General features: G+C 63.2%; 8 protein-coding genes. 1 reads left to right on the forward strand and 7 read right to left on the reverse strand.

Annotated elements, in window-relative coordinates; translation table 11 throughout:
- Positions 1 to 10 precede the first annotated feature (10 nt).
- The 4 genes from ABC419_RS03960 to ABC419_RS03975 all read right to left on the reverse strand — a co-directional run bounded on the left by ABC419_RS03960 (position 11) and on the right by ABC419_RS03975 (position 10,054).
- A complete protein-coding gene (locus ABC419_RS03960; RefSeq protein WP_412878766.1) occupies positions 11 to 3,508 on the reverse strand; it encodes a DUF4011 domain-containing protein in 3,498 nt (1,165 codons plus the stop codon).
- A gap of 1,336 nt (positions 3,509 to 4,844) precedes the next feature.
- On the reverse strand, positions 4,845 to 6,602 hold the full coding sequence (locus ABC419_RS03965; RefSeq protein ID WP_412876292.1) for a UvrD-helicase domain-containing protein: 1,758 nt from the start codon (positions 6,600 to 6,602) through the stop codon (positions 4,845 to 4,847).
- Between the two features lie 2 nt (positions 6,603 to 6,604).
- On the reverse strand, positions 6,605 to 8,392 hold the full coding sequence (locus ABC419_RS03970; RefSeq protein WP_412878767.1) for an ATP-dependent nuclease: 1,788 nt from the start codon (positions 8,390 to 8,392) through the stop codon (positions 6,605 to 6,607).
- A 288-nt stretch (positions 8,393 to 8,680) separates the two neighbouring features.
- Positions 8,681 to 10,054 (reverse strand): transposase, encoded by a 1,374-nt coding sequence (locus tag ABC419_RS03975; RefSeq protein WP_412876289.1) that lies wholly within the window; start codon positions 10,052 to 10,054, stop codon positions 8,681 to 8,683.
- A gap of 262 nt (positions 10,055 to 10,316) precedes the next feature.
- On the opposite strand from ABC419_RS03975, the gene ABC419_RS03980 reads away from it, so the two are divergent.
- A complete protein-coding gene (locus tag ABC419_RS03980) occupies positions 10,317 to 11,213 on the forward strand; it encodes a hypothetical protein (protein WP_412876288.1) in 897 nt (298 codons plus the stop codon).
- 86 nt (positions 11,214 to 11,299) lie between these two features.
- On the opposite strand, the gene ABC419_RS03985 is transcribed toward ABC419_RS03980, so the two are convergent.
- Genes ABC419_RS03985 through ABC419_RS03995 form a run of 3 tightly spaced genes read right to left on the reverse strand, consistent with a single transcriptional unit; the run spans position 11,300 to position 16,819 of the window.
- On the reverse strand, positions 11,300 to 14,689 hold the full coding sequence (locus ABC419_RS03985; protein ID WP_412876287.1) for an error-prone DNA polymerase: 3,390 nt from the start codon (positions 14,687 to 14,689) through the stop codon (positions 11,300 to 11,302).
- Positions 14,686 to 16,236 (reverse strand): Y-family DNA polymerase, encoded by a 1,551-nt coding sequence (locus ABC419_RS03990; RefSeq protein ID WP_412876286.1) that lies wholly within the window; start codon positions 16,234 to 16,236, stop codon positions 14,686 to 14,688. Before ABC419_RS03990 ends, ABC419_RS03985 begins: the two co-directional genes overlap by 4 nt.
- Complete coding sequence (locus ABC419_RS03995) at positions 16,133 to 16,819, reverse strand: ImuA family protein (protein WP_412876285.1); 687 nt, start codon at positions 16,817 to 16,819, stop codon at positions 16,133 to 16,135. The genes ABC419_RS03990 and ABC419_RS03995 overlap by 104 nt, the downstream gene beginning before the upstream one ends.
- Positions 16,820 to 17,060 lie beyond the last annotated feature (241 nt).

Consider the following 17,060-nt stretch of genomic DNA (forward strand, 5'->3'; position numbering starts at 1 on the left):
GAGATGAAGATCACGTCTCGCTCGTCGCCTTGGATGTTCTCCAGATTCTTGACGAAGAAGGGTTCGTGTGACGCCCCGCTGAAGAACTCCTCAACGTCAGGGTTGCCGCGACGAAGGAGTTCCAGTTCCTTGAGGACGGCTTGGCGCTGCGCCACCGAGAAGGTCGCCACGCCGAGAGTTGTTCTGGGTGTTCCCGGGCATGCCGGATCACTGCTTCTGCGACCGCTTTCGCTTCTTTGGGGTTGGTGCGGGTGCCGCCCCGGTCATAGGCGGTGTCCTTCATCAGATTGAATTTGAGCCCCATGCCAGCGACAGCGTCATAGGGGCTGGGCACGATGAAGAGTTTGTTCTCGTAGAATTCTTTGTTCGAAACTGCGATCAGTGACTGATGCTTCGAACGGTAGTGCCAGCTGAGCATGCGGTGGGGCATGCCTTTGGCTAGGCAGAGTTCCAGTATGCTTTCAGCATCTTTCGCCTGAATGGTGACGCCGTCGTCTGTTTCCTCGCTATCGTCCTCACCGGTGAGCTTTTTGAAGAAGGCGGTCGGCGGAAGCTGACGCTCGTCTCCCACGACGACGATCTGGTTGACGCGTGCGATGGCGCCTAAGGAGTCGACAGGCTCGATTTGACTGGCTTCGTCCATGACCAGCAGGTCGAACTGGATGCCGCCCGGTTTCAGGAACTGGGCGACTGAAAGCGGGCTCATCATGAAGACAGGCTTCAACTGCTGAATCGCGGGGCCTGCCTCGTCCAAGAGGACGCGGATGGGCAGGTGCCTACGCTTCTTAGCCATTTCAGCGTTGAGCACGCCCAGCGGGCCTATGCCGCTGGCGCCGCGCGGACGGCCATCCGCATGGGCGGCGACAATCTGTTCTTGCGCGAGACTGATGCGCGCCTTGTCGAGTTGCCGGAAGGTCGCCACCCGATTGTTGTGATCGTCGCCATCGAACGCTCGAAGTTCGGGCCAGGTGGTGAACAACGCAACGCGCAGTACTTCTGCGTAGGCTTGTTCGAAAGCCGGAGGGAGCGACTTGTGGTCAAGCGTTCCATCATGGAGCGCGTTGACCAGAGATTCTCCGCCAAGATCAGACAGTGCACGCGCTCGGGAAGCGAAGGCGACAAAGCGGCTCAGCCCCTCGAGGTCATCTATCCATTCCGCCAGACGGGCTTCCAGAGTCTCTAGATGAACTTCCGCTACAGCACTGACTTCAAACGCACGCCGCAGATTAAGCGCCAGCTCCGTGAAAACTTGTTGGAGAGCAGTCTCCAATTCCGGCAGCGCCTCAGTCAGAGCGACGCGAGCGGATTCGATTGGTTTGATGTCTGTGGTTTCCGCCAAGAGACCCCAGGTCAGGCGCGGCAGGGCTTCGTGGGTGCGACGCCAAGTCAGTATGGCGTCCAACTGATCCCAGTTTGATCGTTCGCTTTTCCAGGCGGTGCCGAATGCCGTTCCGGCGGCTTCAGCGGCGACGAAGGCAGCCTTGGCGTTCTGAGCGGCGATCATGCGATCGATAAAAGCCACACGCTCTGTAGGTGACTTTGGCAATTCGATCGTCAGATAGGAGCGCAAAAGAGCGATCTGCGTGCGATATGCACCATCCAAGAAGCGCAGCAAGCTGGTCCCCTTGGTCACGACCGCCAATCGAACAGGAGCAAGGTCTGCCGTTCGGCCGGCGTCGTTGAAAACCTTTTCAGCATCTTCCCAGGCGCTGACGTAGGTTCGTCCCGCTTTGATAAGGTGCTGAAGCTCATCAAGGTCGCTCCATGAAGAGGAGACTAACGCAGTTCGATCAAGGCCAGCGGGCAGTGGCGTGATGGACAGGAAGCTGGACGCGCGTTGTAGATCAGCCATCGTCTTGACGATGGGTGCCGCAAGGCCTTCTGTTGCAACCTCCGCATGTCGCTTTGCATCCGCTAGGGACGCGGCGACTGCCTGAAGGCGGGTGTTGAGGGCTTGGCGCTGCGTCGGATCAAGGGCGTCACATTGTACGCCACGCCAGACATTGGCTGGAACAGGACCCAGGATACGTGATCGTTCCGCAACCTCAGCGACCATGGCGCGTCGAGTCGCGACGGCCTCGCGATCCCACTGATCAGCATTGGTAAGAGCGTAGCCAGACGGCGCTGTTGTTTCCTGAGAACGCGCCAAGAGGCCGAGGATGGCTTGGGGAGTGAGGCCGCTCGGTTGCAGAGGCTTGTGCAGCCGCTTGGCGAAGGAATTCAAAGCGCCGCTGGTCTCACCCAACTTTTCGATCACGCTGAGATCACCGCGTGGAGGCCGATGCTGCGCGTCTCGGGTACGCTTTAACTCTTCCAGGACTGTGCGCTTGTTCACCTTGTTCGAATGCAATTCGAGCGTCAGAGGGCCGAGGCCAACCTGTCGGAGTCGTCTGTGAACGACGTCCAGGGCAGCCATTTTTTCGGCGACAAACAGGACCTTTTTGCCCCGGGCGACGGCTGCGGCGATGATGTTGGTGATTGTCTGGGATTTACCGGTGCCTGGCGGTCCCTTCACAACGATTGAGCGTCCGCCTGCGGCTTCAGCAATGGCGACCGTCTGTGAACTGTCCGCATCAACGACGTGGTGAAGTTCCAAGGGGCGTATGACATCATCAATTGCGTCAGCGTCGCCAACGAGCGGCGTGCTTTCTGGGAAACCATCCCGTAGCAGTGCGCTGATCATTTCCCGGCTGTCTATGCCAGTTTGCTTGGGCCAATTGTCTGGGTCCAGATCCCGGTACATGAGGAATTTCGAGAAGGAGAAGAAGCCCAGAACCATCGCATCGGGCAGCACCTCCCAGCGTTTCTGGTTCGAAATGGTTTCAGCGATCCGGGCGCAATATCCAGCCAGATCGACTTCATCTTCATCTGTGAAATCTTCGATCGTGAGGGCAAACTCAGCCTTCATTTTTGCTTGAAGGGTCAAGTTCGGCGACGGAGGTTCGTCTCTCCAGCGCAGTTTGAATTTGTCGGCCGCGCTGGTGCGTTCCAGCTTTACCGGCAGAAGCACCAGCGGGGCGTGGCGTGCAACGTCGGAGCTGTCGCTGTCGAACCAGCGCAGCAGGCCGATAGCCAAGTACAGGATGTTGACACCCTGCTCCTGTTCCAGGGTCTGGGCGTCGTACCAGATATCGAACAGCCGCTTCTGAAGTCCTTCGGACGTCAGGCGGGTCTGAAGTCGGGTGTCGGTGTGACGGGAGGCGCGACCCTGTTCATCGACGTCGTTATTGTCCGGCTGGGGAATGCCACCGGTGACGTCATCGTCCGGATCGAGGTCAGCACGATCCGCTTCACTGAGCTGGACGCCAGGCACAAAGCTAAAAGCTCTATTCGACGTCAGCAACCGGAATACCTCGGCAGATTTTTCGTCGACGATTTCGATCGCGCGGTTGTTCTTGGTTCGCAGCGGCGTGTTCAGTAGGCGATTACGCGTAGACAGATCGAGCAGCGCATTGCGCTCTTTCAGCAGACGGTCGCGAATGGAAATAGTGACGTCGCCGTCAGCCATATCGAAGCCTTCCCCCAATTACGTGGCATTCAAACCCTATAATCATTCCCCAAGAGGATGCCAGATAGCGCAGATTTCTGAGTGAGGTTACGGTTTTTAAAACGCCAAGTGGGGTGCGGCTGGGGGTGAACCCCCCAGCCCCAGCCGCCCCCCTAAAACGGACAAATGAGTCACCCTTGAGGGGATTCGTGACTCAAAGATTTTTCCCTTGATATTTCAGCGTCTTACAGAAACGTGACTGCGTTTTTCCCTGTTTCGAGGCCAAATTCAACCAAAAGTAGCTCCAAAACGCCCGATCCGAGTCACGAATCTCGGCCGAAAACCTAAATGATTTCAACAAACGCCCGAATTCGCCCTGCCGCCCGGCTCCGAATTTCGTGACTGCCCCATTCGCGCCTCATTTGGCCCCGATCCGCCCTGGACCACCGCCTCCGACCGGCGAACCGCCCTCCAGCTCAATTCCGCCTTCACGAAAACCGCCCCATCCCCAGAGTCATCTTTGGAGGGTTTCGTGACAGTGGATTCCCCGCCCCGCCTGGCCCGCATGGCGATGCTTAACATGCAAAATCGCCTCCGCCTGTCCACCGCGCTGCGCCAGCCGCCGCCCATCTCGCAGGTGCGAAGACTAACGCACTGTTCATTCGATCATTGGCATGCCCTTGAAGATCGCCGACGACGGAAGGGGCGTCGTATCCAGCACGGTCCGGCCCAGGGCGGAGATGGTCTGGCGCAGGCGTCGCTGGATGTGGCTGTGCGACGCCTGCAACTCCCCGAAGCGCTGCGGTAGGCGATGTCGCGGCGGCGCGGATGGAGGATGAGGAAGTACTCCACCGCCGCGTCGCCCCAGGCCAGGTTCGTGTCACGCTGGGCGGTCGTGCGCGCGTTGTGGCGCAGAGACCTGAGCGAGATTGAGCGTCAGTTGGGTAATGTGATCGGTCGATCTGCTGATCGACTAGCAGGCGTATTGGGGGTGTCGATTGCGAAATTCTTCGTTCTGCCTGGGCCGGGAGAAGCCGCTCTGCAATCCCTGCCAAGTGGTCGTCACTCCAAGGCCTAAGGACGGCGCCTGACTCTTAAGAGACCTTCGGAGCGGCAGCTGGGAAGCCACGACACAAGGAGACCGCCATGGGTCGGGCGAGCCGCCGCGGACCTTCGAGCGGGCATGGAGTTGGGGCTCGGTCCCGGTCCCGTTTCACCCTTGCATGCAGTCGCTTGGGCAGGTTCCCAGCGGCGGCTCAACTTCGCCCAGATCCTGGAGAAGGTCGTGGTGCGCATGCCGACGCTGGAGCCGCGCTCCTATCCGTGCCGGCTGTTTATGTAGCGCAACGTCGGCTTGCTAGATCACGCCGATCCCAGCGGCGCCTAAGAATGGGCTCGGAGGATTGTTCCATCGATCCTGCTCCGCCACGTACATCAATAGGCGTTCTGCTCGGGTCACGCCGACATAGAACAGGCGCTTCTCGGCTTCGATGGCGTCATCGCCTCTTGCGTTGAAGTGTGGGAATGTGCCCTGGCGCAAGCCGATCATCGCGACGGCCGCGTACTCTCTACCCTTCGAGTAGTGGATCGTTGACAGACGGAGTGCTCTGGTAGGGCTTGCGAATAGTCCGAGATCGCTCACTGTCAGATTGGCGGTGTCGACTCCCTGGCGCGCCATGTCCACCTTCATCTCTTGGACTGACGCATAGAACATCCCCGCCTGCGCGCGATCAATGTACCCCGCGTTGAACAGGATTTCGCCGGTCCGGGCGGACATCTCGTCTAGCCACTGGATTGCGCCTCCGTACTCGGCCAGGCGCGTTGCTTCTCTTAAAAGACGTACAATGACTACGCGGCCCCCGTGGCTGAAGACATCGAGCCCAGCATGACCTGTTAGGTCTTGTACGGCGTGAAAGACGGCCCGCTCTAGTTGACGCATGGTGTCGGGTGCGACTTCTTCGGTGGCCGCGCATAGCTGCTCCGCTAGTCCCGCGAAGAGCCGCGACCGCCGATAGGGCCTCGCGCCAGGGCCCACTACCGGGGTGCCGTAGTCGCGGAGTTGCCGCGACAGCGCGATGAGCGAGGCCCAATCCTTGCCGAGGATGGTGGCATCGCCGAGCGAAATCCCTAACTCGTCCAGCTTTGGCAGGAAATGCTCGGTGATCGCTTGAAAGGAAGTGACGCCCCGAACAAGGATTGGGTCTGTGGAAGCATCGCGATTTCTGCCGTTGGCCGTCATCGGCGGCTTTCTCGGGAAGAGCCGCTCTGCATGGCCGACAATGCGTTCACTAGACCGGAAATTCTGACTTAATGAGAGGTCGGTACGTGCGTGAATGTGCGCGCCGAAAGGCGCGACAAGGCTTGGGTCAGCGCCGGTGAAGCCGAAGATCGATTGCGCGAGATCGCCGACCAAGAAGAAGCGAGATCGGCCCGTTGCGTGAATGAGCTTGAGCAACTCGATCTGAAGGTCCGTGGTGTCCTGAAACTCGTCGACAAGGAACCAAGGAAATTTGGCGGCCAGAGACATCGCGATCTGCGGATTGTCGCGAAGAACGCGGTACGATCCGTAGATGATGGTGCCGAAGTCGACGTAGCCGAGTTCGGCGCAGCGCTGCCACCAGTGGGGGGCGGCGCGCACGATTGCATCGTTTTTTGCAGCAAGTCCTACAATCTGCCCCGCCGCATTCATGGTCAGCGACTCGAACGCCTCGTAGTCGGCCGGCGTCAGGCGCAGCAAGTTCACGCGCTCGGCCGCGTACTGTGCGATGCGCTCGAAGTCTGGGTTTTCCCGGGTAATGACACGTGCCGCTCCGCGGAAGCCGGGGAGCAACCATCCATACGGGCGATAAATCTCGGTCAGGCAAAAGGCATGTATCGTTGAAACGGCGAAGTACTCCTCGTCGCCGGGTTGCGTCTCCAAGGCCGTTCGATGCTCGATCTCCTGCGCCGCGGTGTTCGTGTAGGTGATGCAGCAAATTTTTCGAGGTGTACCGCGGACGCGATCAATTTCCCGGATCGCCTTTGCGATCAGGGTCCGCGTCTTTCCGCTTCCTGGGCAAGCGGTGAGGAGCAAGTTCTCAGGGTGACTGACGGCCTGCCGCTGCTGTTCAGTCAACGTCACGGCTGCTGCAACCACTGAATAGCGTCGTGGATGTAGGCTGGTAGTTCCTCAGCCAGGGCAGCGTGCCCGGCTGTAACCTGTGCGAAGCGCGCCTTGCCGAAACGCTTGGCCGTTCGCAACACCTGCGCCTTGAGTGCTTCAGGAACAGGGCCTCCGATAAGTTCGTCCTGGAGGTTTAGTGCGGCCTGCAATCTGGGAGCGTGGAGTTCCTCTGCTGCCCGCGACAGCATCTTGAGGTTCCCGGGAAGCGTGATCTCGCGCTCAAAGGTGGTCGCGCCGACAAAGGCTCGCACGAAAGGGCCTTCGAGAGCCGCCAAGTTCTCCTGAACCGGTACATCTTCGTCCGCAACTACGTCGGCGGGCGGAATATCCGCATCTCCAACGATGGCGCATTTCTTGGGGAGGCTCGTCGCGCTGAATAGTCGACTGAACGCGCCAAAGTGGGTCCCATGAATCGCGATGACAGAAATGCCTTCGCGCTCCAAATCCACGCCGAGAACGCGCCTTGCTAGAGCAGGCACGAGCAGCAATTCCGCCGGACCTTCGACCAGCATCACCTTTCGTGCGAAGAGGAGATTCGCTTTCGTGGCGTCCAGAAACCGATTGAGGTCGCGCTGCTGCTCTCCAGTAAGCGCCGCAGCAGTCCCCGGGGTGGACACGAACGTCACACCGTCTGCCCCTGCGGTTAGGGTCACGAAGGACTTAATCGGGGCCTTTCCGGTGACCTGCGTGCTGTGGGTCGATACCATTGACTGGAAGGGAAGCGCCCGAAGGGCGTCCACCAGCGTTGCTTGCAGCTGCGGGTGAAGGTGCGCCTCCGGCTCCTCAATCAGGATCAGTTCACCGGCGGCCTTACCGATTGCGGCCCGCTTGCGAAAATACTCAACCAGCATGGCGATATAGAGAATGTTATTTAGGCCGAGGCCATTCCGACGCGCTTCGAATTGATTGACCAGGCCGTTGCTGAGCAGAACCACGAGATTGCGAACGATGGACTGGAATGTTGGGGCCGAGAGGCCTAGGTCCACGTCGAGGCTAAACGCCGGGCCGCTAATCTCTTTCAGGGCTTCATCAATGGACTCGGAGATCGCTTGGATCGTGGGCGATCCCTCAATCTCATCATTTGCTGTTTGAACTGCGGCCGTAAGCGCCGCCTGCTCGGCCGGAGGGATGGCGCACGCCTCCACCAGCCGTGCCAACGCGGAGTTGCGGCTCTGCTGGAGGTCAGCCTCCACGTTTCGCAGGGCGGGGAGGAACACGACCAGGTAGGATTGTAGATACTGCAAACCGACGCTTGTTGCGCCCAGGTCGCCGTTCTCATGGTTCCATTCAATGGCGGTCAGATCGACTTCCGGATTCCCCCCCCCAAAGAGCTCCCAACCGTAATCTTCAAGAGTTAAAGGATCGGCCTGCTGGTTCTGAGCAATGGCCTCGCGGACGGCACGCTTGGGCCTGAAGCGATAGAAGATCCGGGCGCGATTAGGCCCGATCTGCGTCCCGTGCAGGAGCGCTTCCTCGTTCTCATGACCTTCAAAGTCAGCAAACTCGACGCCGACTAGCACCTGGAACGGCTGGGTCTGGTCGACGTGACAGTGAACATCGTCCTTATGAAGTGAGCGGAAGGCAGAAGTTAGCTGGCTATCCAGGCAAAGGCGAATGGCCTGAAAAAAGTTGGATTTGCCTGTGTTGTTCTCACCGATGACCATCGTCGCTGGCTCGACAATTTGAACGTCGACGAATTTGAGCGACCTATAGTTCTTCACGACAACGCGGCTGATCCGCATATCCCCCCCCACCGATCGATTGTTTTCTCCAGAATGTCACTCTTGAGTTGAGTTTGGAACACAAACTTGGCCTTAGGCATCGTTTGGGGCTTCGCCTTCGGCGCGCCGATGGCTCCATGCGGCGGCTACCGGGAAGCGTGGTGGCGTGCACATGCAAGATGCTGCTGCGAGCCATGTAGGCGAGGTCCGCTTCTCGCATGGATGCCAAGACCGCTCCTGGCGGATTTCGTTGAAAAAGGCGGCTGTTAAGATCGCCGCCAGTAATGGGCGCGACGGCTTGGTGCCGCTTCAGGCGACCGCCGGAGCTGCTGGCGGGATCAGTTTGGCGAGTTTGCGCAGGTTCTGGGCGGTGGCGGCGAGGAGGAACTCGTCTTTGGCGCCGTTGGGGCCTCTCAGGCGCAGTCGGTCCAGCTTCAGAATGCGCTTGAGGTGGGCGAACAGCATCTCGACCTTCTTCCGTTCGCGCCGGGAGACGACGTAGGCGTCGGTCTTGGCGATGTCGCGGGCGAAGTCCCGGGCGCCTTCGTGGATGGAGCGCGTGACCTTGCGCATCGGCGTGTTGGGGCAGCAGCGGGGCTTGAAGGCGCAGGCCCGGCAGTCGGCCGTACTGGCGCGATAGCGCAGGGTGTCGTCAGGCGGCGCCTGGGTCCGGGGCGTCGAGAAGACGCGCCGACCGTGGACCAGCGTCTTGCCCGCCGGGCAGCGGTAGAGATCCTGGGCGTGGTCATAGGCGAAGTCGCTGCGCGAGAAGGTTCCGTCGATCCGCTCCGACTTGTCGATGACGGGGATGTGGGGCTCGATGCCCTGGTCGTGGACCAGCCAGTCCAGCATCTCGGCCGAGCCGTAGGCGGTGTCCGCCGCCAGCCGGGCCGGCCACAGATCATGATGCTCGCGCGCCCGCTCGATCATGGTGCGGGCCGCCGTCACCTCGGCCTGGCGCACCGCCGTGGACGGCTCGACATCGACGATGATCGCGTGGTCCAGGTCGATCAGGTAGTTGGTCGCATAGGCGAAGAAGGCCAGGCCCTTGTTGGCGCCGGTCCAGCGCGAGGCCGGGTCGGCCGGCGAGATGAACCTGGGCGTCACCGGGGTCGCGCCGCCGAAGGCCGCATCATCCAGCACGGCCAGGTACTCGTCGATGGCGCGGCTGGCGGCCTCGGGCGGCAGACCTTCGTCGCCGGGCACGCAGCGCTGGCGATTGGCGTCGGCCTTGATCAGGCTGGCGTCGACCGCGAAACCCTCGCCGCCGACCAGGCCCTCGGCGATGCAGCGGCGCAGCACCGTCTCGAACAACTCGCGCAGCAGATCACTGTCGCGGAAACGACCGTGGCGGTTCTTCGAAAAGGTCGAGTGGTCCGGCACGTCGCCGTCCAGGCCCAGCCGACAGAACCAGCGATAAGCCAGGTTCAGGTGAACTTCCTCACACAGGCGCCGCTCCGAGCGGATGCCGAAACAATAGCCGACTAGCAGCATCCGGATCAGCAACTCCGGGTCGATCGAGGGGCGACCGATGGCGCTGTAGAACGGAGCCAGATGCGTCCGCAGGCCGTCCAGTTCCACAAAGCGATCGATCGCGCGCAGCATGTGATCCGCCGGCACATGCCGCTCCAACGAGAACGCGTAGAACAGGGCCGACTGATCGACCCGCCGCTCGCCCATCATCGCTGCACCTCCGGTCTCAACGACCAGAGTGAATCAGCGCAGCGCCCTCATGCCAATTGCCCGGGACGCCTTTTTCAACGAAATCGGCGCGGAGCGGCTCATTGAAGGCGACAGAAGCGAGAGGTGGGCTCCGTTCCTAACTGGATCAGGCGTCGGCCGTTAGGCCCGCGCCAAGCCGTTGGGCTATACCAGCGATGCCAGACCTTGGCCTCAGGTGATCGGTCGTCGTAGCGTGCCACCGACTATTTAGGGTGGATTCACCGTGGCCGAATATTCGTCCGACATCAGTTTCATTTGCCCAAAGTGCAGTGAGCAAGTCGCGCTAACCGTGCGGGTCCCTGAACCGAACTGGTCGGGCGACAAAGCTGAAGAGCGCATGGTCGAGGACGAGACGGATGTCACCTGTCCCGAGTGCTCTACCACATTCGCCATAAACGTCTGGAATTCTGACGGAGCTGTACACGCTGAATTTGCTGAACATCTCGACGCGTTGATCGAGGCCAGCGGCGGTTACGACGCACTCCCCGATTACGATGAAGATTATTGGTTAGACGTTCCCCTCAAGCCGTTTGAAGTCCTCCGAGCGGCGATGAAAGAGGGTCACGATATAATCCGATCGACCGGTCATGACTTGGTGACTGTCGCCGCCAACCGAATGGTCCTCGTGCACTTTTTCGGCGCGTTGGAGGCCTACCTCAGCGACACCCTCCTGAATGCCGTTCTCAACGATCCTGACGCGCTAGCCGCCATCGTTTCGAAGGACAAAAATCTCGTTGGTGTGAAGATCGCCCTGAAAGACGTTTTGGCTGACCCGGACTGCGTCAAGCGCAAGGTGACCGACTACCTTCGAGGACTCAGCTATCACAACTTCAGTCTGATCTCTGAAATATACGAGGTCGCCCTTGGGCTGGAAATCTTCACTCAGCCCGAGATCAAGAAGAAATTGATGGCTAGCCTTCCGGTCCGGCACGACTGCGTCCATCGCAATGGTCAGACGAAGGAGGGCGAAGCGCGGCGAGGAATAACACGTCAGTATGTGGTGCAGGTTGGTGTCGCCATGTTCTCAATGGCCAGCTCCATTGAGAACCGGATTGTCGCCCGTCAGCTTGCAGAGGCTCGTCGAAAGGCCGGGATCATAGAGCCGGACGAGGTCTTCTGATTGCGGAGGCCCGTTAGAGCTAGTCGATCCCAGCCGCGTGCTAAATGTCGCCTTTGCGGCCCACAGTGAATGACCGCTCCTGGCGCTTAGTGGAAGTCCCGCGATCCCGGCAAGATGCGCACGTCGCGCGGATGCCGATGTGACGGGTGTCGCGGGGGTTGCGAGTTAGCGACGATATCGGCGCGGGCCAGTTGGATGTTGGTTTCGTGGTCTTCGGATAGGCGGGACAGTTCGGCGCTGCGGTCGATGACGCGGCGGGCGAGGACGTGGACCACGCCTTCGGGGCTTTTCTCAACCAGGCCTTCGATCTGCATCAGTCGGGCGCCCATGATCTCGCGTCGGTACTGGTCCAGCATGCGCGCCCAGAGGACGATGTTGGTGATGCCGGTCTCGTCCTCCAGGGTGACGAAGACGGCGTTGCCCTTGCCCGGCCGCTGACGCACCAGCACCACGCCCGCGACCTGCACCAGGGAGCCGCCGCGCCGGCCTTCCGTTTCGGCGCAGGTCAGGACTCGCTCGGCGGCGAAGACAGGACGCAGGATGGCCATGGGGTGGGCCTTCAGCGACAGGCGCGCAGTCTGGTAGTCGGCGGCGACGTGCTCGCCCAGCGGCATCAGCGGAAGTTGGGCGTCGGGCTCCGCGCCCAGTTCCCGGGCGCCGCGTTCGCGCGCCTCGGCAGCTGCGAACAGGGGCAGGGGATCGTCGTCGGGCAGGCGGCGCACCGCCCATAGAGCCTTGCGACGATCCTGGCCCAATGAGTGGAAGGCGTCGGCGTCGGCCAGCTTGCGCATGGCTGCGGCGGGCAGTTCGGCGCGCCGGGCCAGGGTTTCGATATCGGCGAAGGGCGCCTCGGCCCGCGCCGCCGACAGGGCTTTAGCCCACTCCTCCCTGAAGCCGTCGATCTGGCGCAGGCCCAGACGCAGGGCGGGCGCGTTCGCCGGCCCCTCCAGGCTGTTGTCCCAGTCGCTGTGCGAGACGTCGATAGGGCGCACCTCAACCCCGCCGACCTCCTCCGCCTCGCGCACGATCTGGGCGGGCGCATAGAAGCCCATGGGCTGGCTGTTCAATAGGGCGCAGGCGAAGGCCGCCGGGTGGCGGTGTTTGATCCAGGAAGAGACATAGACCAGCCGGGCGAAACTGGCGGCGTGGCTTTCGGGAAAGCCGTAGGAGCCGAAACCCTTGATCTGCTCAAAGCAGCGCCGCGCGAAGTCTGGATCGTAGCCGCGCGCGATCATCCGCCCGACCATGCGGTCTTCATAGGTGTGCAGCGTCCCGTCGCCCCGGAACGTGCCCATGGCCTTGCGCAGGCCGTTGGCTTCGGCGTCCGTGAAGCGGGCGGCGACCATGGCGACCTTCATCGCCTGTTCCTGAAACAGGGGGACGCCCAGGGTTCGGTGCAACACCTGCTTCAACTCGTCCGGCGGACCATAGAGGCCGCTGGGCGGGGGATAGTGAATTTCCTCCACGCCGTTGCGGCGACGCAGGTAGGGATGGACCATGTCGCCCTGGATCGGGCCGGGACGCACGATGGCGACCTGGATCACCAGATCGTAGAACTCTCGCGGCCTCAGCCGCGGCAGCATGTTGATCTGGGCGCGGCTCTCGACCTGGAAGACGCCGATGGACTGGCCCCGGCACAGCATGTCGTAGACCTCGGGTTCCTCCGGCGGGACGGAAGCGAGGTCGTGCTCGACGCCCGAATGGGCCTTCATCAGGTCGAACGCCTTACGGATGCAGGTCAGCATGCCCAGGGCCAGGACGTCGACCTTCATCAGGCCCAGGGCGTCGATGTCATCCTTGTCCCATTCGATGAAGGTGCGGTCCGACATGGCGGCGTTGCCTATGGGGACGGTCTCGTCCAGCCGCCCCTGGGTCAGAACGAAGCCGCCGACGTGCTGGGACAGGTGGCGCGGAAAGCCGAGCAGGCGCGTGGCCATGCGCACGGCGCGATCGACCATGGGGTTGGCGGCGTCCAGACCGGCCTGTTCGATCTGGCGGCCGCTGATCTCCGATCCCCAACTGCCCCACTGGGTCGAGGCCAGACGGGCGGTGACGTCCTCAGTCAGGCCCAGGACCTTGCCGACCTCGCGGATGGCGCTGCGGGGGCGATAGCGGATGACGGTGGCGGCGATGCCGGCGCGATGGCGGCCATAGCGCTCATAGACGTACTGGATGACCTCCTCGCGCCGCTCGTGCTCGAAGTCGACGTCGATGTCGGGCGGCTCGTCGCGGTTGGAGGACAGGAACCGCTCGAACAACAGGTCGTGACAGGCCGGATCGACGCTGGTGATCCCCAGGACGTAGCAGACGGCCGAGTTGGCGGCCGATCCGCGTCCCTGGCAGAGGATGCCCTTGTCCTCGGCCGTGCGGACGATGTCGTGGATGGTCAGGAAATAGGGGGCCAGGCTGCGCTTGGCGATGAAGGCTAGCTCCTTCTCAAGCAGGGCCGTGACCTTGGGCGACGCGCCGTCCGGATAACGGACCAGCGTGCGGTGGCGCACCAGCTTCTCCAGCCAACCCTGGGGTGTTTCGCCGGGCGGTACGGGCTCCTCTGGGTATTCATACTTCAGGTCGCTCAGATCGAAGTTCGCACGCGACAGGAAGGCGGTCGTCTCGGCCACCGCCTCGGGCGCGTCTTTGAACAGGCGGGCCATTTCGTCCAAGGGCTTCAGCCAGCGTTCGGCGTTGGCCTCCAGCCGGCGGCCGGCGGTTTCGATGGTCGCGCCTTCGCGGATGCAGGTCAGGACGTCCTGCAGGTCGCGGTCCTCAGTGGCGGCGTAGAGGACGTCGTTGAGCGCCAGCAAGGGAACCTGGGTCCGATCCGCCATGGCTTTGAGCCAGGCCAGCCGGCGCCGGTCGTCGCCGCGTCTGTGCAGGGCGGCGCCCAGCCAGACCGCGCCCGGCGCCGCCGCGTTCATGCGGGTCAGCGTCTCCTCCAGCCCTGCCAAACGATCAGGTGGCATGAGGATCAGCAGCAGGTCTTCAGGATCGGCCAGCAGGTCTCGCAGGCCGATCTCGCATTCGCCCTTCTTCGCCCGGCGGTTGCCCAAGGTCAGCAGGCGCGTCAGCCTGCCCCAGCCCGCCCGCGTCTCCGGATAGGCGATGACATCCGGCGTCCCGTCGTTGAACACCAGCCGCGTCCCTGTCAGCAGACGGAAGTTTGCCGCACGCGCCTTCACCTCTTCGGACAGGGCCCGATCGTTCAGCGGGTCCTCGATGAAGGCGATCTCGCCGGGACCGCCGCCCTCGCGCACCTTGTCCGGCGGAGCCAGACCTTCGGCTCGTAGCTCCTTCAGCGCGCTCCAGGCCCGCACCACGCCCGCCACGGTGTTGCGGTCGGCCAGCCCCAGTCCGGCGTGGCCGCGCAGGATCGCCGTCAGCACCAGGTCCTTGGGATGCGAGGCGCCGCGCAGGAAGGAGAAATTGCTGGCCGTCGCCAACTCCGCGTAGGCGCCGCAAGGATCGGGCGCGCTCATGCGAACAGGCCGTGGATGAACCAGCGCGGCTCGAGCGTTTCGCCATAGAGCCCCTGGCGGAACAGCCAGAAACGGCGGCCTTCGCGGTCTTCAACCCGGTAATAGTCGCGAGTGCGTTGGCCCGGCGCACGCCACCATTCGCCGCTGATCCGCTCGGGCCCCTCGGCGCGCGTCACCTCATGCAGGACGCGGCGCCAGCGGAACTTCAGCGGATAGCCGTCGGGCACCTCCGCCAGGGTTTCGACCGGCTGGGGCGGATCGAACATCTGCAGAGGGCGCAGGGGCGGATCGTCGGGATCGAGGTCGGGCCAGGTCTCGACGCCATGGCGGGCGGCGGCCGGGACCAGTCGCGCGGCGCGTTCGGGAATGTGCGAGGCGAAGGGTTCGAAGCGCAGTACGGCCTCCGGTCCCAGACGCGCGGTCAGCCGGTCGATCAGGCGGGTGAAGGCCTCCTCGCCGGGCGTCTCGCGCTCCAGCCCCTGCTGTGTGGGCGCCAAAGCCTGGGTCCAGGGCGCGGACATCCGCATCTGATCGAAACCGAAGCCGGGGTCCAGCGGGGTGGCCAAAGCCGCCATCCGCTCGCGGAACAGCCGCAGGGTCGCGGGGGCGTCGCGGGTCGGACGGCCGGTGCGGACGACGATGCGGCGCGTCTCGCCGTCCACGCGATAGAAGCCGGCCTCGAAGGCGCGGCCGCCCAGGCCCGTCTGATCCAGCCGGCTCATGGTCTCGACCAGCAGGTCGGACAGAACCCGCTCCACGTCCTCGGGCGCCGAGATCGGCTCGAAGAAAATGCGGTCGACGACCACGGGGGCGGGCGGGCGATGCGGGGTGATGCGCACGTTCTCATCGCCCAGAACCCGCGCCAGCCGGGCCGGAAAATCGGCGCCGAAGCGGGCGGCCAGGGGCGCGCGGGGCCGGTCGTCCAGATCGCCCAGCCGCTTCAGGCCCAGACGGCGCAGGGCCTCGTCCTCCTTGTCCGAAAGCTCCAGCGCGGCGACCGGCAGGCGGCGCGCAGCGGCGCGGTCCTGGCCGGGCTCGAACCGTCCGCCGGGTCCGAAACGGGCCAGGGCGCGGGCGACCTGGGGCGTGCCGGCTAGCGCGCATCGATTCTGAAGTCCCGCGCGTTCGGCCCGTGCCTGGACTGTCAGCATCAGGCCCGCTTCGCCGTCGAACAGATGCGCGCAGCCGGTGACGTCCAGCATCAGGCCGTGCGGCGGGTCCAGCGCGATCATGGGGGTGAAGCGGCCGAAATCCTCCAGCACCCGCCCCAGCAGGGCGTCGTCGAGTTCCGGTCGATGGGCGACGACGCGCAGGACGGGGGTCCGCGCCCGCGCATCGGCCAGGGCCAGGCCGGGCATTAGCCCCGCCCGCGCCGCCGCCGGATCGACAGCCGCCAGCCGCAGCGCGCCCTTGATCTTTTCAGCCAGGATAACGGGCGGCGCATCAGGCGGCGTGTCTGGTTCCTGACGCTGCAGCCGGTCGCTGGGCAACCAGGGGAACCAGACCGCCAGATAGCGGCGCGGGCGGGCGGAAGATTCGCTGTTCACGATCCCACTCCATGATCCAGGTCCCGGTCGCCCCGCCGCCGCGCCGCCGCAGCAGGGTCGCCGAAAAAGACGGCCGACCCGGCGCTCCGCCTTCCAGAGGTTCTGAAGCGCAGGACGCCACCGACCAGCGCGTCTCGGCCGCGCTGGGGCAGGGCAGGGCCCCCGCCCGCGCCAGGAACAGGGTCGCGCCGCCCGTCTCTGCCGCCAGAGCCAGTCGGCGGCTGGCCGTCAGGCTGAAGGCCTTGGCTTCGCCCCAGGCGCTCAACAACACGGCGCCCACGGCGGGACTGCGCAGGGCTTCTTCGCCGACGGCCAACAGTGTCTGCACATCGCGCGCCCGCACCAGCAGCAGGTCGCGCGGCGACAAGCCCATCTCATGCAGGCCCGGACCGTGCGGCCGTCCCGCCTCCTGCGCCATCATCTCATGCAGGCCCCAGACGATGGGACGCCCCGCCGTCGCCTGCAGCGCCATGCCCAGCCCAAAGGCGTTGACCGCCACCGCGTCGGCAGGGGCGACTGCATAAAGATCATGCAAAACGCCTTTGGTCAGTGGCGCAAAGACGTCGTCGCTTCCCGTGCGCACGCCCGCTCCAACGCGACGACCGCCGGCCCGATCCAGGGCCTCCAGGCGAGTCTTCAGCGCTATCAAAGAGTCAGGCTGTGAACAAATGTTCCTCATTTGTTCTATATGCGCGCTAACCCCCTGGGGGAGTCAAGCGAAGCGGGAGGCAAGGCTCAATACGGTTATCGACAACGACCGATTCTGGCGTTTGGTTGGCCTCACTCCCCACTTCGACGTCGTGCAAACGCGGGCGTGTCTGAAG

The sequence above is a fragment of the Brevundimonas phoenicis genome (assembly GCF_047237745.1).
In the GTDB taxonomy this organism is placed as follows: Bacteria; Pseudomonadota; Alphaproteobacteria; order Caulobacterales; family Caulobacteraceae; genus Brevundimonas.